The sequence below is a fragment of the Ruegeria sp. CE6 genome (assembly GCF_056537485.1).
Map to the genome: position 1 here is coordinate 1,389,210 of NZ_JBQFRR010000001.1, position 26,315 is coordinate 1,415,524.

25 protein-coding genes and 1 riboswitch are annotated in these 26,315 nt (G+C 55.4%); of the genes, 6 read left to right on the forward strand and 19 right to left on the reverse strand.

Annotation, left to right across the window (positions count from 1 at the left end):
* Window positions 1-316: 316 nt before the first annotated feature.
* The gene (locus tag ACR0DK_RS06745) at window positions 317-1,423 is read right to left on the reverse strand and encodes a ParB/RepB/Spo0J family partition protein (protein ID WP_480735336.1); all 1,107 of its coding nucleotides are present in this window, start codon (window positions 1,421-1,423) and stop codon (window positions 317-319) included.
* Window positions 1,420-2,727, reverse strand: a complete 1,308-nt coding sequence (locus ACR0DK_RS06750) for an AAA family ATPase (RefSeq protein ID WP_170647014.1) — start codon at window positions 2,725-2,727, stop codon at window positions 1,420-1,422. The genes ACR0DK_RS06745 and ACR0DK_RS06750 overlap by 4 nt, the downstream gene beginning before the upstream one ends.
* A gap of 440 nt (window positions 2,728-3,167) precedes the next feature.
* Between ACR0DK_RS06750 and ACR0DK_RS06755 the strand changes: the two genes are divergently transcribed.
* From ACR0DK_RS06755 to ACR0DK_RS06765, 3 genes are all read left to right on the forward strand, one after another.
* Window positions 3,168-3,881, forward strand: coding sequence for a DnaA N-terminal domain-containing protein (locus ACR0DK_RS06755; RefSeq protein WP_480735338.1), 714 nt, complete (start codon window positions 3,168-3,170; stop codon window positions 3,879-3,881).
* A 137-nt stretch (window positions 3,882-4,018) separates the two neighbouring features.
* Window positions 4,019-5,767, forward strand: a complete 1,749-nt coding sequence (locus ACR0DK_RS06760; RefSeq protein ID WP_480436466.1) for an ABC transporter ATP-binding protein — start codon at window positions 4,019-4,021, stop codon at window positions 5,765-5,767.
* Window positions 5,730-6,686 carry a glycosyltransferase family 2 protein gene (locus tag ACR0DK_RS06765; protein WP_480735340.1) on the forward strand — a complete coding sequence of 319 codons (957 nt, stop codon included), beginning with the start codon at window positions 5,730-5,732 and terminating at the stop codon, window positions 6,684-6,686. The genes ACR0DK_RS06760 and ACR0DK_RS06765 overlap by 38 nt, the downstream gene beginning before the upstream one ends.
* Window positions 6,687-6,944: 258 nt before the next feature.
* Here ACR0DK_RS06765 and ACR0DK_RS06770 read toward each other — a convergent pair whose 3' ends face one another.
* The 13 genes from ACR0DK_RS06770 to ACR0DK_RS06830 form a co-directional block, all read right to left on the reverse strand.
* Window positions 6,945-7,688, reverse strand: coding sequence for an ABC transporter permease (locus ACR0DK_RS06770; RefSeq protein ID WP_223118548.1), 744 nt, complete (start codon window positions 7,686-7,688; stop codon window positions 6,945-6,947).
* Complete coding sequence (locus tag ACR0DK_RS06775; protein WP_223118547.1) at window positions 7,685-8,338, reverse strand: TenA family protein; 654 nt, start codon at window positions 8,336-8,338, stop codon at window positions 7,685-7,687. The genes ACR0DK_RS06770 and ACR0DK_RS06775 overlap by 4 nt, the downstream gene beginning before the upstream one ends.
* Entirely contained in the window at window positions 8,335-9,060 is a 726-nt protein-coding gene (locus ACR0DK_RS06780) for an ABC transporter ATP-binding protein (RefSeq protein WP_223118546.1), read from the reverse strand. Before ACR0DK_RS06780 ends, ACR0DK_RS06775 begins: the two co-directional genes overlap by 4 nt.
* Window positions 9,057-9,728 (reverse strand): thiaminase II, encoded by a 672-nt coding sequence (gene tenA, locus ACR0DK_RS06785; protein ID WP_223118545.1) that lies wholly within the window; start codon window positions 9,726-9,728, stop codon window positions 9,057-9,059. Before tenA ends, ACR0DK_RS06780 begins: the two co-directional genes overlap by 4 nt.
* Window positions 9,725-10,633 carry an ABC transporter substrate-binding protein gene (locus tag ACR0DK_RS06790; RefSeq protein WP_370644481.1) on the reverse strand — a complete coding sequence of 303 codons (909 nt, stop codon included), beginning with the start codon at window positions 10,631-10,633 and terminating at the stop codon, window positions 9,725-9,727. The genes tenA and ACR0DK_RS06790 overlap by 4 nt, the downstream gene beginning before the upstream one ends.
* A gap of 42 nt (window positions 10,634-10,675) precedes the next feature.
* A complete protein-coding gene (locus ACR0DK_RS06795) occupies window positions 10,676-11,644 on the reverse strand; it encodes a HesA/MoeB/ThiF family protein (RefSeq protein WP_170423087.1) in 969 nt (322 codons plus the stop codon).
* Window positions 11,641-12,237 carry a thiamine phosphate synthase gene (locus ACR0DK_RS06800; RefSeq protein WP_170407481.1) on the reverse strand — a complete coding sequence of 199 codons (597 nt, stop codon included), beginning with the start codon at window positions 12,235-12,237 and terminating at the stop codon, window positions 11,641-11,643. Before ACR0DK_RS06800 ends, ACR0DK_RS06795 begins: the two co-directional genes overlap by 4 nt.
* The gene (locus ACR0DK_RS06805; RefSeq protein WP_170423085.1) at window positions 12,234-13,004 is read right to left on the reverse strand and encodes a thiazole synthase; all 771 of its coding nucleotides are present in this window, start codon (window positions 13,002-13,004) and stop codon (window positions 12,234-12,236) included. The genes ACR0DK_RS06800 and ACR0DK_RS06805 overlap by 4 nt, the downstream gene beginning before the upstream one ends.
* Window position 13,005: 1 nt before the next feature.
* On the reverse strand, window positions 13,006-13,203 hold the full coding sequence (gene thiS / locus ACR0DK_RS06810; RefSeq protein WP_170423083.1) for a sulfur carrier protein ThiS: 198 nt from the start codon (window positions 13,201-13,203) through the stop codon (window positions 13,006-13,008).
* Window positions 13,200-14,228 carry an FAD-dependent oxidoreductase gene (locus ACR0DK_RS06815; RefSeq protein ID WP_223118542.1) on the reverse strand — a complete coding sequence of 343 codons (1,029 nt, stop codon included), beginning with the start codon at window positions 14,226-14,228 and terminating at the stop codon, window positions 13,200-13,202. Before ACR0DK_RS06815 ends, thiS begins: the two co-directional genes overlap by 4 nt.
* Window positions 14,225-15,013: a bifunctional hydroxymethylpyrimidine kinase/phosphomethylpyrimidine kinase gene (gene thiD / locus ACR0DK_RS06820; RefSeq protein ID WP_480735345.1), complete on the reverse strand. Its 789-nt coding sequence runs from the start codon at window positions 15,011-15,013 to the stop codon at window positions 14,225-14,227. The genes ACR0DK_RS06815 and thiD overlap by 4 nt, the downstream gene beginning before the upstream one ends.
* 79 nt (window positions 15,014-15,092) lie before the next feature.
* Window positions 15,093-15,193, reverse strand: a riboswitch (TPP riboswitch).
* Window positions 15,194-15,592: 399 nt separating this feature from the next.
* Entirely contained in the window at window positions 15,593-16,288 is a 696-nt protein-coding gene (locus ACR0DK_RS06825) for an FkbM family methyltransferase (RefSeq protein ID WP_480735347.1), read from the reverse strand.
* Between the two features lie 72 nt (window positions 16,289-16,360).
* Complete coding sequence (locus tag ACR0DK_RS06830; RefSeq protein ID WP_480735349.1) at window positions 16,361-17,356, reverse strand: glycosyltransferase family 2 protein; 996 nt, start codon at window positions 17,354-17,356, stop codon at window positions 16,361-16,363.
* Window positions 17,357-17,830: 474 nt separating this feature from the next.
* Between ACR0DK_RS06830 and ACR0DK_RS06835 the strand changes: the two genes are divergently transcribed.
* The 3 genes from ACR0DK_RS06835 (at window position 17,831) to ACR0DK_RS06845 (ending at window position 21,966) form a co-directional block, all read left to right on the forward strand.
* Window positions 17,831-18,703 (forward strand): glycosyltransferase family 32 protein, encoded by an 873-nt coding sequence (locus ACR0DK_RS06835; RefSeq protein WP_480735351.1) that lies wholly within the window; start codon window positions 17,831-17,833, stop codon window positions 18,701-18,703.
* A 522-nt stretch (window positions 18,704-19,225) separates the two neighbouring features.
* On the forward strand, window positions 19,226-20,356 hold the full coding sequence (locus ACR0DK_RS06840; protein WP_170611817.1) for a glycosyltransferase family 61 protein: 1,131 nt from the start codon (window positions 19,226-19,228) through the stop codon (window positions 20,354-20,356).
* Window positions 20,356-21,966: a glycosyltransferase family 2 protein gene (locus ACR0DK_RS06845; RefSeq protein WP_480735354.1), complete on the forward strand. Its 1,611-nt coding sequence runs from the start codon at window positions 20,356-20,358 to the stop codon at window positions 21,964-21,966. The genes ACR0DK_RS06840 and ACR0DK_RS06845 overlap by 1 nt, the downstream gene beginning before the upstream one ends.
* 119 nt (window positions 21,967-22,085) lie before the next feature.
* Here the strand turns inward: ACR0DK_RS06845 and ACR0DK_RS06850 are convergent, their stop codons facing one another.
* From ACR0DK_RS06850 to ACR0DK_RS06865, 4 genes are read right to left on the reverse strand one after another with little or no spacing between them, the layout of a single operon-like run.
* The gene (locus ACR0DK_RS06850) at window positions 22,086-22,868 is read right to left on the reverse strand and encodes an arginine deiminase family protein (RefSeq protein ID WP_170509394.1); all 783 of its coding nucleotides are present in this window, start codon (window positions 22,866-22,868) and stop codon (window positions 22,086-22,088) included.
* Between the two features lie 3 nt (window positions 22,869-22,871).
* Window positions 22,872-24,476, reverse strand: a complete 1,605-nt coding sequence (locus ACR0DK_RS06855) for a 5-guanidino-2-oxopentanoate decarboxylase (protein ID WP_480735357.1) — start codon at window positions 24,474-24,476, stop codon at window positions 22,872-22,874.
* A complete protein-coding gene (locus ACR0DK_RS06860; RefSeq protein WP_480735359.1) occupies window positions 24,473-25,657 on the reverse strand; it encodes a pyridoxal phosphate-dependent aminotransferase in 1,185 nt (394 codons plus the stop codon). Before ACR0DK_RS06860 ends, ACR0DK_RS06855 begins: the two co-directional genes overlap by 4 nt.
* Complete coding sequence (locus ACR0DK_RS06865; RefSeq protein WP_480735361.1) at window positions 25,654-26,310, reverse strand: TetR/AcrR family transcriptional regulator; 657 nt, start codon at window positions 26,308-26,310, stop codon at window positions 25,654-25,656. The genes ACR0DK_RS06860 and ACR0DK_RS06865 overlap by 4 nt, the downstream gene beginning before the upstream one ends.
* Between the last annotated feature and the right edge of the window lie 5 nt (window positions 26,311-26,315).

A 26,315-nucleotide genomic window follows, 5' to 3' on the forward strand; every position in this document is an offset into this window, starting at 1 on the left:
CGCGTCGTCCCTGCCCTGCCGCGAAAACTGTGTATCTGTTCAGCCGCGACTAACTACATAAATTGTAGATTATCTGCCCTAGTTCCATATCAATACGTTAAGAAACCTTCTACTGATGGCCCGAACTTGTATTCGTCAACTCTGCTCGGAACGTACCTGCCCGAACTACAAAACAAGAATTTGAGGCCGGGCGGTAAAAGCTAAGCGTTTAGATGGTCCCCCAGGGTACCGTATTACACGATTGGTCTGTTTGTGCAAAAAAACGGCGCTGAAATTAACCAGCGCCGCGCTTCGGATCTATCTCGCTAAGCCCGTCTTACCCGTGGGTAAGATCGTCTTCTTCTCGCAGATCCTCGATCAAGGTGGCCACAGCACGTTCTAATTTCGCCCTATCGACACGGGTAAAATCGAGATCATAGCGAAGTTCGATCCTTCCGCTGGATGCAGAACATTTTGCAATCCCTGCCCTGCCCCTTACCTGAAACGTTGTCTTCGCGCGGCGTGGTTTACCAACGGCTTCAGCCTTTGGCTTAGCGGCGGTCGCATTTTCGATTGTGAGAAAATCGCGAAGAATGGCCACTTCGCGCACGCTGTTGCGATTTGGTTCACTCACCAAAGCCGTACTGACTTGTCGGATCAATCCGGGATCAGAGTCGAGCTTTCGTTTGAGTTCAACACCCACATTCCGTGGAATGTCGTTTGGGTGCATAAGAACCTTTTCCAACATGGCCAGCAAACTCGCAAACGCCCGTATATAGCTGCGCTTGGTATAGCTTGCAGATTTGAACAAGGTTGAAACCGCTTTGTCGACATCCGGACAATCATTGGCGGGGTCTTCCGCATAGGCACGCGCAAGCGCGCCCATTTCCGCAAACGAGATATCCTTTCGGATCAGGTTTTCATCGACCATGCGACGATAGCTATCATCCAGCTCTGCAACGTCAGAAACACCGGCCGGAATCGTCGCAAATCGCGCGTCGCCAGTTTCCTCAAGTAATGCGCGAAATGCCGATAATCTGCGCATTCCTTGAATTAACTCAAAGCGTCCATCGTTGCGACGCTCGACCCGGATCGGGTTCGAAAGACCCACATCCTGAATAGAAGCCTTCAACTCATCCAACTCAGGATCAGGGCCAGGCTTGCGGTCGCGCGTCAGGCGCTCGGTAACAACATCCGCCAATGCGATCTGTTCAGTAACATACCCTTCTGAACGTAGTCGTACAAGCTCGTGCGCTAACCTGTCATTTTCGACTCTGATTGCATCTTCGGTAGTTTGCTGGTCGCGTAGCGCATTAGCGTTCTCGGAGATTGCAGTAGCCATCGGTCCGCGCCTTTTCTCAAGCGCTTTATCCGGAATCTTGCCAACCGGGATTTCTTCCATCGCTGGCATATCGATATCGAACATTCTGCGTTTTCGGCTCATACGTCATCCTCCAGCTTGTCCCAGGCCGATAGCATGACGCCCCGGAATTCATCATAAACATTGTCAAATGTCGAACGCGCGCGACGCCAGGTTTCCCTCGTCATCTCACGGTAATCCATCTCATAAACTGAACTCAGGAACCGACCAGATTGCTCGACCGCACGCGTCATCTCGACCGGGTGCTCGGCGAGGTGCTCACCAAAGACTTTGCGGAATGCGTCATACATCGCTGTGTGCAGTGCATTCCCCGGTTCGTAGCGCGTAAGCAAAAACCGAATTTCGCAGAATGTCTTGGGTAAACCAATCTTACCCGTGGGTAAGGTCTTGTCGAAACCATAGGCCAAATCTTCGAGGGCTTCAGCCAACTGTCCAATGAATGAGGTGGTTGAATCGTATTCCCAGTATCCGGGCCCCGACGGGATATACAACATGTCTGCTGCGAACACCGCATTCATCGATTGGTATCCTATCGCAGGCGGGCAATCGAACAGGATCAGGTCATAAGCATCATTCGGTATTTGATCCAGATAGCGGGACACAGCTGCAAAAAAAGACCACTCAGGATTCAGGTGCCGATATTGTGCTGATGCGAATTCGACGAAAGCAGCATTGGCGCAAGAAGGGATCGCATCAATCGTTGACCATGAGGTCTGCTTGATAAAATCAGAAATGCGCAGTTCGCCGAGACCCATATCCGTTATAGAAGGTGGTAATTCTCGGCGGGGCAGGGCGGTTCCTGACTCTGCAGCCGCAGGGCGGTTATTCATGCGATCGGTTTCACGGATCAGATCCCGCGCCATGATACCCCAGACGGTGAAATCTTCAGCGACATCGGTTAGACCCATCGAATGGCTGAGCGTCGCCTGAGGGTCAAAATCCACCACTAATACTCGGTAGCCGTCCAGAGCAGCGGCGTGCGCAAGATGCAACGCCACGGTCGACTTGCCAGCCCCCCCTTTGAAATTGGCAACAGCGGCCCGAACCGCCCGCTTGCCCGCAGGGCGTGGGGGAGTGAGCGCTTTGCGATTAACCTTAAGCCGCCGCCTGAGCTCATTTACCTCTTCCAGACTAAACCAACGCTGCCGCCCATCAGGCTCGACCTCGCCTCCCGGCAATGAAGGATCGGCGGCCAGCTTTCCTCGGAAAGTCGATTGGTTCACCTTAAAGATCAGCTCGGACACCTCCCAGCTTGAGAACCGCCTTAGCGTCTTCTCCATCTCAGGGCTGAAAGTCTGCTGGCGAATCCAGCCCTGCAATTTCAGGGACTGGGTGCGCAATGCATTCAGGTCTTCGTGCGTGTACATGCCTCAGTTCTCATTCTTCTGGACGTTATTTTTCTCTCTTTTGTTATTTACGCCCGATTTGCATATTTGGCAAAAGAAATTATTGTAAGGTTGTGATGTTACCCACGGGTAAGAAAATATGGCCGCATCTAGTGCTGACCGATTCGGGACGCTGCTGCTCTCTGCAATCGTCCTGACGTCGGATATCCTACCAGATTTAGGGGGACACAACTCAAGCAAATACGGCATATAGGGGGACATTATTGCTCTATTAGGGGACACCCAGTATGTCCCCCATCACCATAGATTCACCTATTTCTTTTATTTTTTGATAGCGAATAGCACCTATCAAATAGCGTGATCTCAACGAACTCTTGACAGAATCGAAGTATTGGACGCTAATCAGTGAACAATCACGAAAAGCGTTGGGAAACGGTGCGATTACGGCGGGATCAACCCGCATGAGGCAAAAAAGAGCGGTGAGGAAACGGATGCAGGTTGCGAAACCGATCGGGCGAAATGCGCCTGCACTGAAGTACGATATCTTGTCGGCCCTCGCCGTTCACGCCTTATCAGGTGACAAGCATCGTCATCGCAGTGTTCTACGCATCATGACTTTAATTACCACGCGCTATAACTGGCGCTCCAATGAACTGTCGATTGGCCGGGAAGAGATCGCTCGGTTGTGGTCCGTGAACGAACGCACAGTTAAACGTGAGATGGCTAAGCTGCGCAGCGCAGGCTGGATTGTGGTCAAACGACCCGCCGCTCGAGGACGGGTTGCGGTTTATGAACTCGACCTGAAGCAGATCATGCTGGACACAATGGAAACCTGGCCCGTGATCGGAACGGATTTCCAAGAACGAATGCAGCAAGAGCCAGAGCGCGATACCAATGTTGTGCCATTTCAGTCAAAGCCATCGATCCCGCCGCCAAAGGGTGAAGACGTTTGGGCACAGGTTCAATCGATCCTACATGGGCGTGACCCAGAACTTTGGTCCAGTTGGTTCAAGCATCTAAACGAAGCCGAAAGGGCAGGGGGCCTGGCGACCCTGATTGCGCCATCGCGTTTTATGGCGGATTACATTGCACAGAAATGGTCGGGGAGGGTTTTGGCCGCTTATTCGCGTGTAGACCCTTCGGTTCGAACAATTCGCATTGAAGCGGCAGAATAGGGCGCGGGCTTGCTCAACTGGCAACAGGCGACTATCTAGCGGAAACTGTTTATGAGCGCGTCAGATGTGACTTAGCTCGATCCTGATCACAGTGGACATGTGCATTGCAAAAGATCAAATCAAAATTTGCGACCGTATTGAGTGATTCCGTCCTGTGGCGACTGCTCTCCGAGAATATGCGCGAGCAAGCGGTCCCTTATACGATCGCGATCATCGCGATGGTATTTGTTGCGGCAACCACTGCAGGTATCGCCTTTATCATGCGTGATGTGGTGGATTCGCTGTTTGACAGTGAAAACTCAGCCAAGATTTTCGGCGTTTCGATGGCTGTATTCTCGATCTTCCTGGTCAAAGGGATTGCGACTTACGTCCAGATTGTGGCTCTGACCCGTGCCGGTAACCGGATCGTCTCGAAACAGCAGATCAAGCTTTACGACAAACTTTTGCGGCAAGGGGTGTCATTCTTCAATTTGACCGAAAGCTCGGATCTGTTGTTGAAGGTGACACAAACCGCCCAGGCTGCGCGCACGGTGATCGAGATCATGGTGACCACTGCGGTGCGCGATATGCTTACATTGATTGGTCTTTTGGCCGTGATGTTCTACCAGCAACCGATCTTGTCTTTGTTTACGCTTATCGTCGGCCCTTTGGCGATCTTGGGTGTTCGCATGCTGCTTCGCAAAGTGCGAGAGATTGCGGATATGGAGCTGCAATCGATGGGCGCGATCATGAAGGTCATTCAAGAAACCTCGGCTGGTATACGTGTGGTCAAGTCCTTCGGATTGGAAGAGCGCATGGCCCTCGAAATGAATTCGGCGGTGAAAAGCGTTGAGAAGCGCCGCAACAAGCTTGCGCGTTTGCAAGCTGCGACGAGCCCGCTGACGGATATCCTCGCCGGGTTTGCAATTGCCTCGGTCATCGGGTTGAGCGCTGGTAAGCTGTTTGGCGCTGCAGCGTCCACTCCGGGTGAACTGATGTCGTTCGTGACCGCTGTGATGATGGCCTATGAGCCCGCGAAGCGCCTGACGAAGGTGCGGGTGAAGATGGAGCTGGGTCTGCGCCGGGTGCAGATGTTGTTCAATATGTTGGACGAGCCTGAAACTCTGCCGGAAGAGGCCAATCCCAAAAGCCTGCCTGATGGTCCGCGAGAGGTGGTGTTCGACGCCGTCACTTTCGGCTACCGTCGTCGCGATCCGATCCTGAAAGGGCTTTCGTTGACGTTCGAAGCTGGCAAGACCACCGCTCTGGTTGGTCTGTCCGGCGGCGGCAAGTCGACCATTTTGAATTTGGCCCTGCGCCTTTATGACCCGAGCAGTGGTTCGGTATCGATCGATGGTCAGGATATCAAGTACGCCTCGTTCAAATCACTGCGCCAGAACATGTCGTTCGTCGGGCAAGAGACGTTTCTGTTTTCGGCCTCAATCGCCGACAACATCCGTTTTGGCCGTGAGGGTGCCTCGCAAGACGACGTGATCGAGGCTGCCAAGGCCGCGAATGCCTATGACTTCATCATGTCGCTTGAGAAAGGCTTTGACACTCTGGTTGGTGAAAATGGTGCCTTCCTGTCCGGTGGTCAAAAACAGCGCCTTGCGATTGCGCGCGCGCTTCTGCGCGACAGCCCGATCCTGCTGCTGGACGAACCAACTAGTGCGCTGGACTCGCGGTCGGAACATCTGGTTCAGGAGGCATTGGGCCGCCTGACCGAGGGGCGCACGACAATCATTGTGGCTCACAGGCTTTCAACCATCATGCATGCGGACAAGATCGTCGTGATTGAGGCTGGTGAAGTTCTTGAGCAGGGCAGCGCCCAACAGTTGCTGAAGAAACCGGGACCATTCAAAACCCTGTATGACCATCAGTACTCGAACGCCGTCAATGCCGAATGATCCCGACGTGATCCAGCGGCCTGACATTACACCGGCGCGTTCGCCCCTGAGCGCGTCAGTGATCATCCCGACCTATCAAAGCTGGGACCAATTGCAGCTTTGTCTGGATGGGCTCGCCTCTCAGACATTGAACACAAATCAGTTCGAGATACTTGCAGTCAACAATGATCCGACCAACCCCATGCCAGACGGGTTTCGCCTGCCCGCCAACGCCCGCATCCTAAGTGAGGCAAAACCCGGCTCATACGCAGCGCGCAACCGGGGAATCGAAGAAGCCGCCTCGGAGCTACTGTTTTTCACCGACTCCGATTGTCAGCCTGACCCGCTCTATCTAGAGGCCGGGTTGAAAATAGCCGAAGACCACCCCGAGGTTAATCGCTTTGGTGGCAATGTTGTGCTGATCCCGAACGGGCAGGATTGGAAGACGACCGAACTCTATGATGTTCATTTGGGATTAGAGCAAAAAAAATGGGTGGAACGTGGGCGCGCGGTTACGGCCAATCTGATCGTTCGGCGGGAGCTTATGGATCGCATCGGTCGGTTCAACGACACGGTGTTGTCCGGCGGGGACATGGAATGGAATGATCGTGCACAATCTGCGGGCGAAGCGATTGTGTTTGCCGAAGACGCCATCGTCCGTCACCCGGCGCGCGACAGTCTTGGGGATCACATCACCAAAGCCCGTCGTATTGAGGGGGCTAGGCTGCGCCGCAATGCCAAGCGCGGCATCGTAAATTACATCCCGCCTTTGCAGAAATTGATCCCTTCCTTCAAGACGTTGAAAAACCTTCTGAGGAATCAGGATCTGTCAACCAAACAGGCTTTTGGTGTGTGGGGCGTTCACTATGTGATCCGCGTTGCAAAAATTACGGAAACCATTCGGCTTCTCTGGCTGCGGAGGCCTGACCAGCGGAAGTAGTGGCCACTGGCAATGATAAACCACTTTCAGACCATGACGCTACGCGTTCTGGTTCGGCTTAATTCAAGTTGATCCTTAAGGTAGGACTCTTGGACAAGTGACTGCGGCACACTCTGTGTTCGCCGCTCGACCAACTAGCTTTGTTTAACATGGCGCTCTGGAAATCAATGTACTCTAGCTTTGAGCTCTTTCATCACAGCTAGTGGCACGATTAAAGTCGATCTCCGCGTTCGCGTATACTTATGGTCAGTACTTTGTTCATATCTGATCACGCTGATCCAGGTACCGATTGCACAGGGCGTTGACCGTTGCGTGCAGGATGATGGTGAGTACCGCCAACACGATCAGCGCGGCGAACATCAGATCGGTTTTGGCACGGCCATTGGCCAGCAACATCAGATATCCCAGCCCACGCGACGCTCCGACCCATTCACCGATGACGGCACCGATCGGGGCATAGACGGCAGCCAGACGCAGGCCGCTGGCAAATCCGGGCAGAGCAGATGGAATACGGATGTGCAACATTACTCGGGCGGGTGACGCCCCCATGACCCGAGCCAGATCCAGCCAGTCGCGATTGCTGCGCATCAATGCATCAAAGAAAGACGAAGTAACCGGGAAATAAATGATCAGCAGCGCCATGGCGATTTTGGCCTCGAGCCCGAAGCCAAGCCACAGGGTCAGAATCGGTGCCAGGGCAAAGACGGGGATGGTCTGGGAAAACACCAAAATTGGTCGCACCAGCGCGCGTGCTAGCGGTGAGGCGGCAAGGCCGATGGCCGACAGCCCGCCCAGCACTGCGCCAAGGGCCAGCCCGATCAGCACTTCGGTCGCGGTGACCAGCCCATGCTCCAGCAGAAGGTTGCGGCTGTTCCAAATGGTTTCGGAAACCAGCGCTGGCGGGGGCAAGATAAAACGCGGCAAGCCGGTGGCCCAAACCACCAGTTGCCAAAGCGCTACTGCCATTGCGGTGGCGGCGATACCCGCACGCCAACCTGTCATCGGGCTACCGGGAAGCCTGCCCATGCGGCATCGAAAAAGGCACGCTCAAGGGCGACGGCCTTGCCGAAGGTTGCAGCGACCTCGGCCTGTGCCTGGTCCGAAAGGGTCGACCAGATCGCGTCCAATTGTCCACGTAGGTAGGCGACCACACTTTCGAACCCGTCGCCTGAGTGCAGAGTGATCCATTCCCCCAGCCAGAACGGCAGATCTTCGGCGCGGGCTTCGACCGGGCTGGCCCAATCCAGATAGACCCATTCCGCGACCACCAACACCGCCAGCATCCGCTCGTAGCGCCCGGATGTGCGGGCTTCGTCCATCAGGGCCTGAAACGCCAGAGTTTCGGGTGCGGCTTCGCTTGCCTGGGGCACGTCCAGCGCGTCTAATGCACGCAGGAAGTACGTGTTCTCTGGCCCGCAGATCTGGCCCAGAAAGCGCGCGCCCGGCACAGCATCGGCGAGGTTGGGTGCATGCGCCACTGCTGAGGCCAGCAGACGCACGAAGCCTTCCACGAAAAGGTAATCCTGCTGTAAATAGCCAGCCATTTTGCCATGATCGAGCATTCCGGTTGCCAGCGCATTGGTAAAGTCATGTGTCGTGGCCGCTGTCCAGTTGTCCTGGTTCAGCGCCCTGAGAGTTTCGCTTGTGCTCATCTGTCAGTCCTGAGTTGTTGAAGCAGCGCGGCCTGGATGCCCAGCACGCCCGGATCATCAACAGGGCGCGGGATGCTGCCCATTGGAGTTTCGACCGGGTGCAGCCCGTCGCGCGTCATGATCATGATGTTCTGCCCCAGCCGCGCCACTTCGGCCGGGTCATGGGTGATAAGCAGCACCGTACGTCCCTTCAGCAGCTGTGCGGTGAGGTCCTGCATATGCACCCGAGTCAGGGCATCAAGGGCGGAAAAAGGTTCGTCCAGCAGCACAATGGGGCGGTCTTCCATCAGGGTTCGGGCCAAGGCCACGCGCTGTCTCTGCCCACCGGAGAGCTCTCCCGGTTTCTTGTCTAGATGCGCGCCTAGCCCAACTTGCTCCAGCACGTGCTCGGCTCGATCCCGGTCAAGCGTCTCGCCGCGCAATCGTGCCCCTATTGCCACATTGTCGAGCGCTGATAGCCAAGGCAGCAACAAATCACTCTGCGCCATTAGGGCCACCCGCCCGGCCAGCGCGCCACCGTCCGAGGCCCAGATTTCACCGTCCAAAGAAACATGGTCTCCCAGTCCGGCCAGCAGCTTGAGCACTGTGGATTTGCCCACACCACTGGCCCCCAGAAGACAGGTCCACCGCCCTGCATCAAGTCGCAGATCAATGCCGTGCGCGATGGATGTGTCGCCAATCGACAGTGATCCGCGCAGATATAGGGCGGGGGCCGGGCTCATGGCTGCGATGCCATGCCCCAAAAGCCGACCTCAAGCTCGGTCGCCTTGTGGAAGCGGTCGCAAAGATTTGCCCAACGTGGGCAGTTTTGCGGGTCATCCCCGATGCGCCGCGCTACCACGCCATCGATCAGCGCGCCAACATCGCAGCAGACCTGTTGGTAATCTTCCCCGCCATAAGTGTTGATCCAATCGGCATAGGTTTCCGAGGTCTTTGTCGCCGAAAGCTCCGCCCCGATCACACCATAGCCCATGACGCAGGGGGCCAGTGTGGCCAGCAGATCAAGCATATCCCCTGAATGCCCGGCATCCAGCACATAGCGTGTATAGGCAAGATTAGCCTGACGCTCTTGCGTTGCAATAAGTTCTTCCTCGGAAATCCCAGCCTCGGCGCAGATGCCGATATGCAGGGCAAGCTCGTCATTGATCAGTGCATTCACTGTCCCCGCGGCGAGGCGCATATCCGCGACGGTCTCGGCCTTGGTCACCACCAGCGCCCAAGCGCGGGCGAAATGGATCAAAAAAACGTAGTCCTGTTTGAGATAATGCAAAAACGCCGCGCGCGGGAGGGTTCCATCACCCATGCCCCGCACGAATGCGTGGCGGGTATAGGCAGGCCAGGTTTCCCCGGCCGCCGCTCGCCACGCCTCAAATGAGGTGCCGTAGTTCATTGTGCCCCCAGATCGACCGCGATTTTCGATACTGGGCGGGTGCCCTCGACTAGGCCGCTTTTGGTCAGAAATTCCTCGAAGCGGATATAGCGGCCTTCGTCCAGCGCCTCAGGACGCAAGGCAAAGCGGGGTAGGGTGTCGACCCAAGCCTTTGCATTCAGCTCGTCGTCCAGCTCTTCCGCGTAGCTTTTGAAAACCTCCCAGCTTTCATCCGGGTTGTTGACGATGTATTGCGTGGCCAGCTCGGTGGCGCGCAGGAAGCGGCGCACCTTGTCCTTGTCCATCAGCTCGGGGTTGGCGACATAGATCAGCTCGTCATATGTCGGCACGCCTTCTTCTTCGACATAGAAGCATCGGCCTTCGACGCCTTCGATTTCCATCTGGTTCAGCTCAAAATTGCGATAGGCACCGATCACCGCATCGACCTGTCCGGACATGACCGACGGGCTGAGCGAGAAGTTGACGTTGATCATTTCGATCTCGTCCAGCGCGACACCGTGCTTGCCCAGCATGGCACTCAGCACCGCTTCTTCTACGCCGGCAACTGAGAACCCGATCTTGCCGCCCTTTAGCTGGCTGATCTCTTGAATCGGGCCGTCCTTTAGTGTCAGAAGACAGCTGAGCGGTGTCGCCACAAGTGTACCTACGCGCATCAGCGGCAGACCTTCGGCTACCTGTAGGTGCTGGTTTGGTTGGTAGCTCACGGCGATGTCACCCTGCCCAGCGGCCACCAGTTTGGGTGGGGCCGAGGGATCAGCAGGCGGCACAATCTCGACCTCAAGATTCTGGTCTGCGAAATAACCCTTTTGCTGCGCCACGATGATCGGACCGTGATCAGGGTTCACGAACCAATCCAGCAGCAGAGTCATCTTGTCTTGTGCCAGCGCCGGTGTAGCCATCAGCATCGCCGCTACGGTCAGAAAATGTTTCAATTCGGTTTCCTCGTTTCAGTTGTTGTCACCTAGGGCCAGAAGTTTGATTTCGGGCCCGTTTTTCGTGGAAATCCGCATCGCCACCTGCCAGGCCCGAAGACCGGAACGGCAGGCAAGGATGAGGCGTCTGTTGTTTTGCAAAAGGGGGTCACGCGGATCGATTTCATCGACACTGAGGCGCTGAGCCCCGGCCAGCTCCGGGCCAGTTTCATCTGCGGCGCGTAGGTCGATTACCAGATCGCCGGCCCGAAGCATCTCTTGCGCTATGAAGTCCGGCTCTGGTGCAGGATCCGGTGCGCCGTCAAAGCGAAAACCGCCAAAGCGCATGCTGGTGGCGTCATAGGTCACCAGACGCCCCATTGGCGTAAGGTCCCCGCTCAGCACCGCAACCGCGATCTGCGCTTGCAGACTGCCGATCACACCCACCGTCGGGCCAAGCACGCCATCGGCGTCGCAGGAACCCAGCCTTGCAGGCAGATCCGGGAACAGCGCGCGCAGACCCGGAGCCTTGTGGCAGAAGCCCCCAACATAGCCCTCCGAGCCCACAACGCTGGCGCTGATCAGCGGCAGATCGGCAGCAAGGCAAACATCCGAGGCCACATAGCTGGCGGCAAAACTGTCGGCGCAATCTAGCACCAGATCAACACCCTGACAAAGTTGCGGGGCATTGGCCGGATCAAAGCGGGTTTCGACCGGTTCGATCCGCACCTCATCATTCAGCGCCATCATTTCACGTGCTGCCACCTGCACTTTGGATTGCCCTATGTCGCGTTCACGGAACAGCGTTTGGCGGTGCAGGTTCGACAGGCTGATCATATCATTATCAACCAAACGGATACGTCCCACACCGGCCCCGACCAGATATTGCAGCACTGGTGCGGCAAGCCCTCCTGCGCCAATCACCAGTACATGCCCGGTGCGCAGGTTTTCCTGCCCCGATGCGCCAAAGCCAGGTACAGCAATCTGGCGTGCATAGCGGCTCATGGGCAGATCCTTAGCCACTCGCGTACACGGGCTTCTGGGTCGTCCTTCAAGGTGATGTCGGTCACGGCGGACACGATGTCGGCCCCGGCGGCGAACGCACCCGGCGCGCGCTCGACCGACATGCCACCTATCGCCACAAGCGGAATAGGTCCGATCCGCGCCTTCCAGTCGGTCAGCTTTTCAACACCCTGCTGGTGCCACTTCATCTTCTTGAGGATGGTCGGATACACCGGCCCAAGCGCCACATAGTCAGGCCGCAAAGCCAGCGCACGCTTAAGCTCTGCTTCGTCATGGGTTGAGACGCCAAGTTTCAATCCAGCAGCCTGGATTGCATCAACATCAGCGGTATCCAGATCTTCCTGCCCCAGATGCACCCAGTCGCAGCCAAGCTCAATCGCCAGTTGCCAATAGTCATTGACCACCAACAGCGCGCTGTGGTCGCGGCACAAATCCCGCGCCTCCGCCAACTGCGCGCGCACCGCATCCAGGGGATGTTCCTTGATGCGCAGCTGCACCAACCGCACTCCGAGCGGCAGCATTCGGCGCAGCCATGAGATGTCATCGAATATCGGGTAGAACGACGGCAGCGTCACAGCATGGCCTTTCCGAAAACAGGTGTTGAGGGCGCGGCCATGTCGCGCGGTTCCATAGCATCGGCACCGAAGGCCAAGGCACCGGCTTCAACCGCGCGGGCAAACGCTTGGGCCATCGCCGCCGGATCACCTGCCTTAGCGACCGCCGTGTTCAGCAGCACCGCATCATAGCCGATTTCGATGGCCTGTGCCGCCTGTGATGGCAGGCCCAGCCCTGCATCAACCACAAGAGGCACCTCGGGAAAATGAGCCCGTACCGAGCGAAGGCCGTAAAGGTTGTTCAGCCCCAGTCCGGTGCCGATCGGCGCCCCCCAAGGCATCAACACACGACAGCCAGCCTCGATCAGTTTCTCACACAGCACCAAGTCTTCAGTGCAATAGGGGAAGACGTCGAACCCTTCGTCGGCGAGAATGCGCGCCGCCTCTGCAAGGCCGAACGGGTCGGGTTGCAGCGTGTCGGCATGGCCGATCACTTCCAGTTTGATCCAGTTGGTTTCAAACAACTCGCGCGCCATCTGCGCTGTGGTGACAGCTTCACGTACCGAGTGGCACCCGGCGGTGTTGGGCAACACCTCGACACCCAAATCACGGATCAGAGACCAGAAATCCTGCCCGGCCCTTTCACCACCCGCCTCGCGACGCAGCGACACCGTGGCAATGCCTGCGCCCGAACGTCGAAACGCATCGGCGAGCACTGCGGGCGACGGATACTGCGCGGTGCCCAACATCAGGCGCGACGCTATTTCCTTGCCGTAGAATTCCGGCATGTCAGCCCCCCTGCTGCGGCGAAACCAGCTCGATCCGGTCCCCATCGGAAAGCATGTGCGCCGCACGTGTTGATGCCGGAACGAACACCTCGTTCACCGCCGTGGCCAGTTTGTCATTGCCTTTGCCAAGTTCGATCAGAAGATCGGCAAGGCTGGGGCCCTTGGCCTCGGTGACCTCACCATTCACCATCAGTTTCATGTGGTTCTCCCCGGTGTTTCATACGCGCTTTTCGTGCCTTCGCAGTTCTCGTACCAAAGCGCGGGCTGCGTGCCGCAGGTCACCAGATCTGCCACCATCTCCGCCAACGCCGGAGCAAGCAGATAGCCATGCCGGAACAGCCCGTTCACCATGATGCGATCTTCGAAATGGCGGATGCGCGGCTGATTGTCCGCAAAGGCCGGGCGGGCATCGACGCCAATTTCCAGCAGCTCGGCCTCACCAAATGCCGGGTGCAGCGCATAGGCCGCATTCATTAGTTCCATCACGGATCGCAGGTTTGCGCGGGTGCGCTGCCCACTTTCGATCTGGGTTGCGCCCAACATGAATACGCCATCGCCGCGCGGTACGATGTAGAGCGGGAAACGAGGATGCAGCAGCCGCACGGGACGCGATAGCGACAGGTCCGGGCAGCGCACGATGAGCATCTCACCCTTTACCCCGCGCAAATCGCTCAGCCGATCCTGCGCGGCCAGACCACGGCAGTCGATGACCTGACCCAGCGTTTCGCTTGTGGTCAGAAACTCAACGCCCGAGGCCACCAGCTGCGCATGCAACCCGGTCAACATCGGGCGGGGATTGAGATGCGCTTCACTCGCGATGAACAACGCCTTGCCGAATTGCTCGGCCAGATGTGGCTCATGGAGGGCGATGCCCTCACGGTCCAGCCATTCCACACCTTCGGTGCGCCGTGCAAATGTCACCAGCTCGCTCTGATCCCGACCCAAAGCGACAACCATGGTACCGTTCCGGATCACATCCTGGCCGAACTGCGCCCCCTGCTTTTGCCACCAATCCGCTGCTTTGCGCCCGTGTTCCACAACGGGCTGTTCGGCGACTGCGCCCTCGCATTCCGGTGCCAACATGCCCCCGGCCCACCAGCTGCAGGAATGCGTATTCACGGGACCTGCCGGGTCGATCATCCGTACGGAAACACCGCGTGACACCAGCTCGGCTGCAACGCAAAGCCCGGCAACCCCGGCACCCAGTATGGTGACAGCGCTCATGCCCACATCTCGTGAAAATGATGTACCGGGCCATGGCCTTGTCCGATCTCCAACCCGTCGGCACGTTTTATTGCAGCGTGCAGCCAGCCATGCGCTCGCCGCACCGCAGTTTCAAGATCCATGCCCCGCGCAAGGCAGCCCGCAATTGCTGCGGAATAACTGCAGCCAGTACCATGCGTGTTGCGGGTCGCGATCCGCGGTGCCCCCAGCGTGACAACCAACCCTGACTTTGCCAGCACATCAAGGCACTCAATGCCATCGGCATGGCCGCCCTTGATCAGAACTGCCTTAGGACCTAGCGCCAGCAACGGCGCAACCAGTCCGGCACTTTCGCCATTATGGGTTTGTCCCAGCAGCTTGTCCGCCTCGGGCAGGTTTGGTGTCAGCAGGTCAGCGTGCGGCAGAAGATACTGCTTAAGCGCGGCAATCGCTTGATCCTCAAGCAGGGCGACCCCGGATTTCGCCACCATGACGGGGTCGAGGACGACAGGTCCGGAAAAACCTTCCAATGCACGGGCCACTGTTTCGACCAATGATGGCGTGCCCAGCATTCCGATCTTGATGGCGTCTATGCGGATGTCGTCCAGGACCGCCTTGATCTGAGCCGCGACCACATTGTCGGGTACCGGATGTACTGCGGTCACGTCACAGGTATTCTGCGCGGTTATCGCGGTGACCACGCTGCAACCGAACACGCCCATTGCGCCGAATGATTTAAGATCTGCCTGAATTCCCGCGCCGCCCCCACTGTCGGAACCGGCAATCGTCAATGCTGTCGCAACCATGGCACATCCTTCGTTGTCATGGTCAGGATGTGCGTGGAAAGACCCAGAGCCTGCGTAGTGACACGAGTTGTGACACGGGGCGCCCGGTATGCCTGTTTCCTCCGCCGGTCCTAACCGGGTCAGGTTCAATGGGTTTGCATGTCTGCATCTCAGCCCCGAGGGGCACCCCAACAGATGGTTACCGACTATTGATGAGATCAGGTCTCGTCAACAGTTTTGTTGCACACAGTTTGATGGGTGCGGCTTCGCTTTGAGCTTTGCAGTTAACTCGGGGTGTTGCCGGTGTCGCAAAATGGTGGTGTTTCCAGATGCTATGACCGGAAAACGGCACAATAAGACAGGGACACTCAGCGCCGACATCGTGGTCGTTGACCCAGCCCCGCGATCCGAAATTGAAGGCAGAAACAGTTTTTTTGAGATTCTGTCACAAGTTACTGCTCATAGATGCAGATAGTTGCAATGCGTGAATTGCGATGGGCAAATTCAGGTCACAAGCCGGCCGATAGTCTCATTTCAGGGCGCTCAACTGGCTTGGCCAATTCACCTAACCCAAAAAATGCCCATCGCAATGAAGAGGGCTCAGCCAAGATCTCGCGTGCAGGTCCAAACGACCCTCCAAGACAAATCGTCCAGCCGTAGAAAACCCGCGTTAGAAAGAATCCTTTTACAGGCCCGAACACCTTTGTGCCCATAAATGAGGCGATGGAATTCAATAACAATGGCTCGAATGCCCGACAGGTCCGCATTCCTCAAGAATTCCAGTTCTGCCCCCTCAATATCCATCACAAGAACCGTCGGAGCGAACTCTCGTTTCACCGCTTCGAAGTCCGCTTTAGCCACGCGCACTGATGTTGTTGATTCACCAGCATTATCAAAAACTGAAGACCCTAGATATGAAGCGTCAATATGAAACGGAATAAAGTCGGGATCCTTTGGATTGGCGCTTAGTATCGCATTCCGGACTTCGATCCGGTCTGAAAGCCCATTTAGGGCATGCAAACGACGGATGTGTGGAATTAGATTTGGATTGGCTTCAAAACTGAGAATAGCCTCTGGTTTGTTCTCGAGCGCGACAACACCACTCACGATACCCAGCCCGGCGCCCATTTCCAGAATACGATCCTCAGGTTGAACGACGCTCAAAGCGCCATCCATTTCCCAGCTTTCATAATTGTCCTGCTCGATCAGATTCATGATCGTTTCGTCCAGAAATGGCGATGAAGGTATCTTCAATCCACGGTACTGGATCGCAACATCAGGGTTCGTTTCGGTCATTCTTGCTCCATTCCAAGGATGAGCGGTCGGTAGAGCATGTTTTGCATAAGGTCAGACTATTTGCATCAAACATCATGTCGGTAATCTCGCATAGAGGTCCGACATATTCGTCTTCAGAACCTCGTTGAACCACTCAACCGACAAGTCAAACTCGTGTTCAGGATAATAAGTATCCAAACCCCGGAAAGGGCGGACCTGCACATCATCGAGAAGACCATGACCCCTCAATCTTTCTTCCGTGTCCTTGTCGTATTTTCGGATAATGTCATGAAGCTCTTGAACAGCATTCATAGAAGATGAATTTTTCAGGAATTGGACCTGTTCATAGCGGAAATCGTTGCTGCCCTTAGGTGATTCATATGTGCCCATATCATGATATCTCAGCAATTTGAGCATCCAGTGGATTTCGGTCAGTCCGTCAAAGTGACAAATGACCGATTGTTGAGAAACATGTCGCTTGATGTTGCCTCTCCACCGCTGTGGCGCATGAACACCTAACTTGATGTTTTTCCCCGTTCGGGTGGCGCTTTTTCCGAAACGATGCGCACAAAATCCTCTGTCGCTGTACTTGAGTCGTTCTTCTCCGAATAAGCTTCGGGCGACATAGCCGCGGGTGTGCTTAGGCTTCAGCATAAGGCCACCAAAAAGGCCGGGGCTTGTGTCTTCGGTTGAAAACACACGCTCGCCGTTTGGAATTGAAAGCGTATCAACATCCGAGGGCAGGTCAGCAAGCTCTTGCGCAAAATCATCGGCTTGCAGATACTCGTCCGCATCGAGGAAAAGCATCCAATCGACCGTTGCTTCTCGATAGGCTTTTGTCGCTATCAGTCTTTGGCGTCTGAAACTGTTTTCTGGATAAGCACAGTCCCAGTTTCTTCGAAAAAACGTGTCATCCATCACTTCAACGCGACAGTTCGGTATCTGAGCCAGAAGTTGCCGCGCTTTCGGATCATTACCATCCAGAAAGATAAAGATCTCTTGCGCGCCGAGTGACGCATAATAGGAAGCAAATATAGCCACCAGCTCTGGCGGCTCTTTGACCATGGTAACGACACCCCAGGTGGCCATCTTCAAAGGAGTCCTGTGTTTGGGAAGAGCCAAATTCGCTGATTGCACGTCTTTAGAGTCACCGGCTTCCTCTATTGCCCAGTAAGTCTGGATTTGTGGCAACCTTGATCGGTGAATTTTCCGCCTTAAGCAAGAGCATCCTGAGGTCTTATTGGACGATCCGATTTAAGACAGTTTGGGTGATCTTGCGACCTTTGTCGGGGAGGACTGAGAAAACTGGACCAAAGTTGAGGTAACCAAACAATTACCGCTTATTGCGAGCCCCTAAAGTTTGATCGTTACCGCTCGTTCTTTTTCGCGAAACACAAAGGTGCGAGAATTCTGACTAACGGACCTGCGCTACAGACAGTTCATATTGGACGGTTGGGTCACCATCACAATTGCGCTTGTATCGGGATCATTAAACCAGTGGATCGAATACCGGAGCCATGCTAATGCGGAGCAAGCGAAAAATATAACGGGCATTGATCCAGCATGGATATTTCTCCAGTAATTTCATCGTTTTGGCATGGATCCAGTCTGACTTTTTTCGAGCAACTCTGCCTCAAAAGCTTTGTGGATCACGGCCATAAGGTCAAGTTGTACTCTTTGAATGAAATCACGAATACGCCACCGGGCGTTGAAAATGCGGATGCACGTATTTTCTTACCTGACCACCTGAAAATATGGCGAAACGAAAAGCGAAACAGCGCTTATGCCCCGTTGTCGGATTTTTTCAGGATCAACATGCTTCGGGAATCCGACGAAATCTGGATGGATTGCGATATGTTGTGTATGCAGCCGATCCCCGACATTCCGTATATTTTCGCAAAAGAGAAACGCTATTATAACAATGCGGCTCTCCGGCTGCCGCACAGTTCTCCAACATTGCAGGGTATGCATGACTTTATGAACGGGTCTGAGATCGTGATCCCCAATGACTGGCCGTGGAAAAAAAATATTGATGTTTCCATCGGCAAGTCCAATGAAGACGGCTCTTTCTCGGTACCGTTGGAAAACCTGTCGCAGCTGCCATTTTATACGTTCGGGCCTCAGGCTATCTCGTATTTTCTGGGCAAAAACGGTGAAGTTAAACACGCCCTGCCACCCGAGTCATTCTATTCCCAAGAACCTACGGCCATGCGCTTGAATTATTTCCGGCCGCGGTTTTCCCGCATATCGCTCGATGAAAACGCGTTGGGGGTTCATCACATTGGCGGCTCAAGCATGCGCAAGAAATACAATATGGACGGTGGGTTTCCTTTGCCGCATCCCAACAGCCAGGTCGCCAAGCTATGCAAGAAACATGACATCGATCCCTCTAAGGCGATGCCACAGGATGTGCTGAAGTCTGTTGACCAAGATTAAAATGTCCGGGCAAGTCAGAAGCGCCAGTATGTGTCCAAGTTTCGGACGATCGGAATCAAAAACACTAGGCGTCATCTGCTAACACCGTAGTGCCAAGTTGTTCGGCAGACAGTTCCCCAACCGGCCACTGTATTGAGTACAACGTGCAACAACTTGGCAATCAAAGTAATGGCGGTCGCTTCAGGCAAGGATGATAAACTGCGACACTGTCAACATATTCGATTGTCTTCCTACGGATAGAGCCTTTACTTTTTCTGGCGTAGAAATTTCACTACGATTACTTGCAGCGGCGCAGGTACGGCCATATCAGAATACTGGGGTGAATAGGGCCGAATGTTATGAAGCCCGAACACAGATCTTGGATTAATCTGGGGTCCAGTTTATGGGATAGGCGAATGTCAAAGAAGCTGGCTACAGATCACAAGGATATTCGCCGATCATCTATCCCGGCCTTTAACACCAGAAGACCGACTAAAAGCATGTCTTTGTCGACCCGGTCGCTCTGACCAGGTGTGAACAAAGATGTCTACGCTTAACGATAATGATCTGAACCAACCTCCTCAGCCTGATCAAGGATGGTCACGTGAACTTGTTGCACTTGAGCGGGCTATCGTGGTTCCGCCCGCAGTCTCCGATACGGTGCAGGAAGCCGGTGTTCTGACTGAAGACCGGGAATATTGCGCGCATGGGGCGCTTTGGCGGGGAAAGCGTGCCATGACCACCCAACCGGTATCGCCAACAGTCCCTTTGCCGCAATTGTCGGGTCGCTGGCTTTATGCCGGGCTGTTATGGGTACACTTTGGTCATTTCCTGGCTGAAAGCACCGCACGTCTTTGGCCGCTGCCGGCAATCGCGAAGGATATTGATGGGGTCCTCTTTACCCCCAAGCGACCCGCCAATGGGGATGAAACACGCCCTATGCAGCATAATTTTTTTACGCTTCTGGGTATTGATCTTCCAATCAAAGTGGTGACCGAGCCAACTCAGATAGAATATCTGCATGTGCCCGGTCAGGGGTTTGGGCTGGGCCCGATTGTGGCGGGAACGCCTGAATATCGTGCCTTGATCCATCAAAATTTTGGCGCCGACGTTCCCCCTGATGGGCCGGAGCGGCTTTATATCTCGCGCGCAGGTCTTGGAATACGGCGGGGTGGCGTTATCGGAGAAGAGTTTCTCGAAGAGAATTTGCGCCAGAACGGGTACGAGATTTTCTATCCGGAACAACACCCGATGGAAAAGCAGATCGCGCGTTACAAAGCCGCCCGTCAGATCGTTGCACTAGACGGGTCGGCACTGCATCTTTTTGCTCTGGTAGGCCGTCCAGATCAGCAGGTTGCAATGATCCCGCGCCGCACTTCTTCGGTGCATCACAATATCTCAGCTCAGCTAGCGGCCTTTTGCGGGCAAGAGCCTTTAGTCGCCAATGCCATTCGCACCGATTGGGTATTGGCTTCGCGCGGTCGTCCCAACCGCCATTCACTTGGAGAGCTTGACATGTCCAGATTGCATAAAATGCTTGCCGATGCAGGATTTGTCTCACCTGATCTGGCCTGGGAAGAAATGTTCTGGCGGCAGCGGCGGCGAACCATCCGAAAACTGGAAAAAGCCCTTGGCGACCAGCTGGTTCCCATCCATCAAGAGCCCGCTGACTAATGCAGCTAATCCTGGATATACGCGACACAGCTCGGGATCAGGCGCGCCAAGCCAATGGGGTTGCGTCTGTTTTGAGTATCGATAATGCGGATTTGCAGCAGCAACTGGTTACGTTTGCGCAGATTACACGGCGAAGACGTGCAAAGGCCGAGCCGCCCGAATTTTTGCCCGCACTCGCTAGTGCGATTGCTAATGAGCGACCGTGGTTCATGCTTTTGGCCATGCCAGGGCTAGCAGAAAACCTCACCACGGAAGTCTCTGTTAGTCGAGTCCACGAAGTTTTGGGGCAATTGGCGGCCGACATCCTGATTTTGACTGATCTTGATTCAGGATCTGATCGCGCCAGAATTTGGGCCACACAATTTGGGGCCGATGCGATAGTTAACCGGATTGACTGGCCAGATGATCTGACTGCGCAGCCTCCTGCATTCTCTACCCTGGCCTCCTCTGCAAAAGAAGAATCCACTCCAAAAGAAGTGCTGCCATTTGCCCGTCGCTTCTTGCCGCGCAATGACCTGACCAGTTTTGATGAAAGTCAACCCATGGGTGACACGGTGCCGGTGGACCTAAGGCCGCCAGAGGGTACCAGCGGCACGGTGCTGATCGGTTGCATGAAAAACGAAGGCCCTTTCCTATTGGAATGGATTGCATACCATCAATCGATCGGTGTGCATCACTTTGTTATCTATACCAATGGCTGCGAGGATGGCACGGATCTGATGCTAGATGCGCTGGCCAAAACCGGTCTGGTCACGCATGTCGACAACAACAAATGGAAGGGCAATTCCCCGCAACAGTGGGCTCTGAACCAGTCTGCAAAGCTCAAGGTGGTCAAACGTGCCGATTGGGTTATCCATATTGATGTGGATGAGTTTATCAACATCCGCTTTGGTAACGGGACACTGCCGGAACTTTATAAGCGCCTGCCTGAGGGGGTCAGCAATATTGCAATGACCTGGCGGCAATTTGGGTCAGCCGGAATAAAGACCTACGAGGACAGGCCGGTCCTGGCGCAATTTGACCGATGCGCTGCGTCATATCTGCCCAAACCGCATACCGCTTGGGGCTTCAAGACCGCCACCAGGAATATTCGCGCCTATCATAAACTAAGCTGTCACCGGCCCAATAAGCTTAAAGAAGCAAAAGCCGAACAGGTGCTATGGGTCAATGGATCGGGTCAGGATATCACGCACAAAGTGGCAAAGAATGGCTGGAGATCCGATATCAAGACCATCGGCTATGAGCTGGTCCAGCTAAACCACTACGCACTAAGATCTGCGCAGTCTTTCTTGGTCAAGCGCCAACGCGGCCGGGCCCTGCATGTGGATCGCACTGTCGGGCGCAACTATTGGATACGGATGGATTGGAACCAGTATCAGGACGTCACTATCCAACGCAACCTGGCCAGATTGTCAGAGGCGATTGAAGCGTTGCTAGCCATTCCGCAGATTGCGCGGCTACACGAAAAAGCTGTTGCCTGGCACCAGGCTAAGATTGAGTTTTTGATGGATGAGCCCGAGTTTCGCAACCTTTATGACGAGATCACCAGCATCGAACTTGAGGACTTGCAACGGATCCGCGCCATCATAGATGCGGATATGCAAAGCTGACTTATCCTGCCGCAATGAACAGATTCACAGAACGGCCCCGGCTGTCGCAGATAGCGCGCGGCTGATATTCATTCGCCAACTAAAAGACCGCCGATAACCAAAAGTTGACGAATAACCCTTCAAAATCTTAGCGAGAGACATGACATGCCGCCATCCAGCTTGGCGCAATCGGTGTTGTCAATTTCTACGATCTCAAAACCTTCACGATCCAACATGTCTGCTGTGCGCGAGAAGCCTGCGGCCATCAGCACCAGATTGTTGAAGCGGATCGCGTTGGCAGCAGCTTCTTCCCCATCAGCAACATGAAGCACTCGGTAGCCCTCAAAGCAGCCTGATGCATCAAGTCTTTGAGTTGACAGGATTGTTTCGGCATCCATCAGTGAACAATCTGTCTTGAAGTGTAAAACGCCTTCCGGTGTAAACACCTCGCGCAGTTTGTGGCCCCACGCGGAGGTGATTTTAGCCAGCTCGGCGACACCCTCAGCGTCCGTGCGGTCTGATCTGCCCACCAAAATTTCGCGGCCAGTTACAAGAATATCTCCGCCCTCGATATGGCCGGGGCCGTTGATTTCCAGAACCGTCTCGTAGCAAGCGCGAAGATTTGGCGCCATTTCTGCCACCTCACCCATCCGCGATGGTGCGCCTGGTCGCATCAGCACAGCGCCTTGCGGCAGGCAAAGGGCCGTATCCTCGACAAACTGTGCGTCGGGGAACGCGTCAAGGGGATCAAGTTCGATCACTTCAGCCCCGGTGCTTTTCAGTGCAGCCACATAAGCCTTATGTGCCGCCATCATTCCTTCGAAATCGGGGTTTCCAATATCCTTTGCACGCAAACCGCCGGCAATGGTCGCAGCCGGGCGGCGGGTGATGGCGCGGGAGAACTCAAAGGTCGGGTCTGACATGTTTCAATCTTTCTGAGGTTCACATTTCGGAGCGATGACTTCGATCATTGCTGGCCCATCTAAAGCGACAGTTTCGCGCAACGCCTGCGCGACAGCCTGTGGTTCGGCCGGAACCTTGGTGAATGGAATGCCAAAAGACTTGGCTGATGCAGAAAAATTCGGGGGCGAAGGATCACAACCTATGACGGTCACACCCACATCCCGCATCGACGCGGCAATTTCCTGGTATCCATGATTGTTCCAGATCACGAAGGTGACCGGCAGGTTTTCATCTGCTGCGGCCATGATTTCAGGCAATGAAAACTGTGCACCTCCATCGCCGACAATGCAGATCGCCCTTGCAGTCGGATCGGCGATCGACGCGCCGATGGCAGCGGGTATCCCGTAGCCGAGCGCGCCATATCCCGTTGCAGCGTTGAACCAACCCCCGGCCCGGTCGTGGTCATAGAAAAGATTGCCGGCATAAATTGGTTGGGTAGAGTCTCCGACCATCAGTGCATTCGGAACTGCCGAGCGAATGGCGTTCAGGATTTCGACCTGATGGCGATAGTCCGGACCTATTTCCTCCCAGGCGGCGCGGCGTGTTTTGCTGGCGCGCTCGGCACCGTCGTCTTGCTTGGCCTCATTGGACAATGCCCCAAACAGCGCCGGTACAACCAAATTAACGTCACCTTGAATGGTAAGCGCTGCCTCATGTCGCGCCAGTTGATCGCTGCAGCGATCTACCCGGATCAGGCCTGACCTTCCTGCAAATTGCTCGGTGGCGTACATGTCATAGTCGGTTGGCCCCAATTCGGTTCCCAAAGCCAAAACGCAATCAGCGCTTTCTATCAGCTCGCGTACTGCTTTGAGGCTGGGGCTGGCCGGAACGGTCAGTGGATGTCCGTGCATCAGGCCCCGTGCGTTGACGGTTTGCACGACGGGGGCATCGAGAGTTTCAGCCAATGTCTGTAAATCGGTTTCAGCTTGTTTCGCGCCGCCACCCGCCAGAATGACAACTCTATCTGCTTCAGCCAGTTGCCTTGCCGCTTGTGAGATTAAGTCTGGATTGACCGGGGGTGCTGGATCGAGCGTCTCGACTGGTGTTTTTTGATATTTTTCTGCTGCTACATCCAGCGGGACCTCTATATGCACCGGCCCTGGGCGGCCGTTCGTCAGGTCGTGAAAAACGCGGTCCAAGACCGGGTCCAGAGCGTTGGTGTCGGGAACTTGTTCTGACACCAACGCAACTGTTCTGGCCAGCCCCAGTTGGTCTGGCAATTCATGCAGATGTCCCAAGCCCTTGCCAAGTGAAGTGGTTTTATTGACACCAGAGACCACCAACATCGGAACTGAATCAGCGCGCGCCTGCGCCATCGGTGTCAAGGTGTTGGTCAATCCGGGGCCGGTGATCACAAAGGTCACACCCGGTTTCCCCGAAACACGCGCGTAGCCATCAGCCATGAAACCAGCACCCTGTTCATGCCTGGGCGTGATATGACGAATGCCCGAAGCCGCAAGACCGCGGTAAAGTTCGACCGTGTGAACGCCCGGAATTCCGAAGACGCAGGTCACATCTCTTTGGCGAAGCTCGGCAACCAAAGCTTCACCGATTGTCATTCCGCTCATGCAACCTCGCGTGATTTGCTGTTGGCGTGATCAATGATGCGAGAAACCGCTGTGGCAAAATCGGCGTCACTAATCGTCAGCGCGACCCGGACCCAGTCTTTCAGACCGTCGCCAAAGGCGGGCCCTGGCATGACAGCCACCCCTGCCTGTAACAGATCCCACGCATAAGCTTCGCCATCAAACCCGGTGGCAGAAACGTTAATGAGGGCGAACATTCCCGCCTCTGGGCGATGAACCGTCAGATCCGTTTCTGCTTCAAGACGATCAGCCAGCAGGGTGGCGCGGCCAGAGAAACGAGCGGCCATGCCGGGCGCAACCTCGGACCCGTCGCGGATTGCCTTTTCGGTCATGTCCGCGATGAAGGGCTGATTGCCAAAGAGCATTGTTTCGGAATACGGCAGCAGCGCTTCACAAAACGCTGCTGGTCCGACACACCAACCGCTACGAAACCCTGGGGCAGCATGTGATTTCGAGATGGATGATACACCTATGACACGATCCGCCAGTTTCGGGTCTGCCAATGGTGAAGCAAATTCGGCCTCGTCAAAGATCAGTTCTTCATAGACCTCGTCCGAGATGATCCATAAATCGTGCGCCATGGCGAGCTGCCCGATTTCGGCAATTTCCGTGGTAGTCAGAATTGCACCTGTCGGGTTGTGTGGCGTTGTCAGAAGAATGGCGCGGCTGCGTGGAGTGATGCGTGCGGCAATATCTTCGGCTTGCATGCGAAACCCGTGCTCTGGCCGAAGCGGCACAGGCACCATATCCGCCCCGGATGCACGCACGACTCCTTCGTATGTCGCGTACATCGGATCACCAACCAAAACTTCGTCTCCGGCCTCTGCAATCCCGGACATCACTGCAAAAAGGGCGGTTTGCGTCCCGGGAAAGCACAAAAAGTTCTCGGGTCCGAAGGGCCGCCCACGAGAGGCTGAATAGCGAGCAGCAAGCGCGTCAAGCAGTCCGGCTTCACCGCGCCCGTTGGAATACCCTGTCCGTTGTGCCCGCAAGGAGGTTACGGTGGCTTCTACCAATACGGCTGGCACGGGCACATCCGGTTCTCCAATCGTCATTTCGACGATATCCACTCCGGCTTTGATAAGGTCACGTGCTTTCAGGTGTACACCCCATTTGGCACCACCCAACCCCGCTAAACGCTCAGTCACAGATGTTGTCTTCATGGCTGCTCCGCCTCTTTGTTTAATGGTATCCCCAGGATGGCGCTCACGGAGTCCAAGCCGATCCGCGCCAGTTGCCCTTCGGAAAACGCGTCCGGAAGCGCACCGCCTTCCAGCCAAAGGCCGTCGATTACCGCGTTGCAAGCAATGGCCAGTTGCGTTGCCTCCGTTGCAGCAACTGAACGTCCGGTTTCCAGCAATGCGGCGACGATCAGCTCCTCGAGGTGACCCCGGAAATAGTTATAGGTCTGCTGGTGAATGCGCTGCATTTTTGAATCATGTTGCACCTTGTTCAGAAAGCTGGCCCACAACGCCACGGCGCTTGGATCAACGATTGGTGGTCGCAGCGACGCGTCAACGAAGTTGGTCAACTGAGATACCGCGCTTCCCATTCCTGACGAAGCTGCTGTCTGATCGGTTAGCGTATTCATGTGGTGCTCATACGCCGCTTGAACCAACTCTTCTTTTGAAGAGAAATAATGACGGATCAACCCTTGGGTCACGTTCGCGCGGGCTGCAATATCACGCACCGTGGCACCGTGGACGCCCATCTCGGCGATCAGGTCCAAAGTCGCCAATATCAGCGCCTCGCGCCGAAACTCAGCAGACTCACGTTTAAATTTGCGGCTGTCGTCCTGCACGTCAGTGTCATCCATGGCAT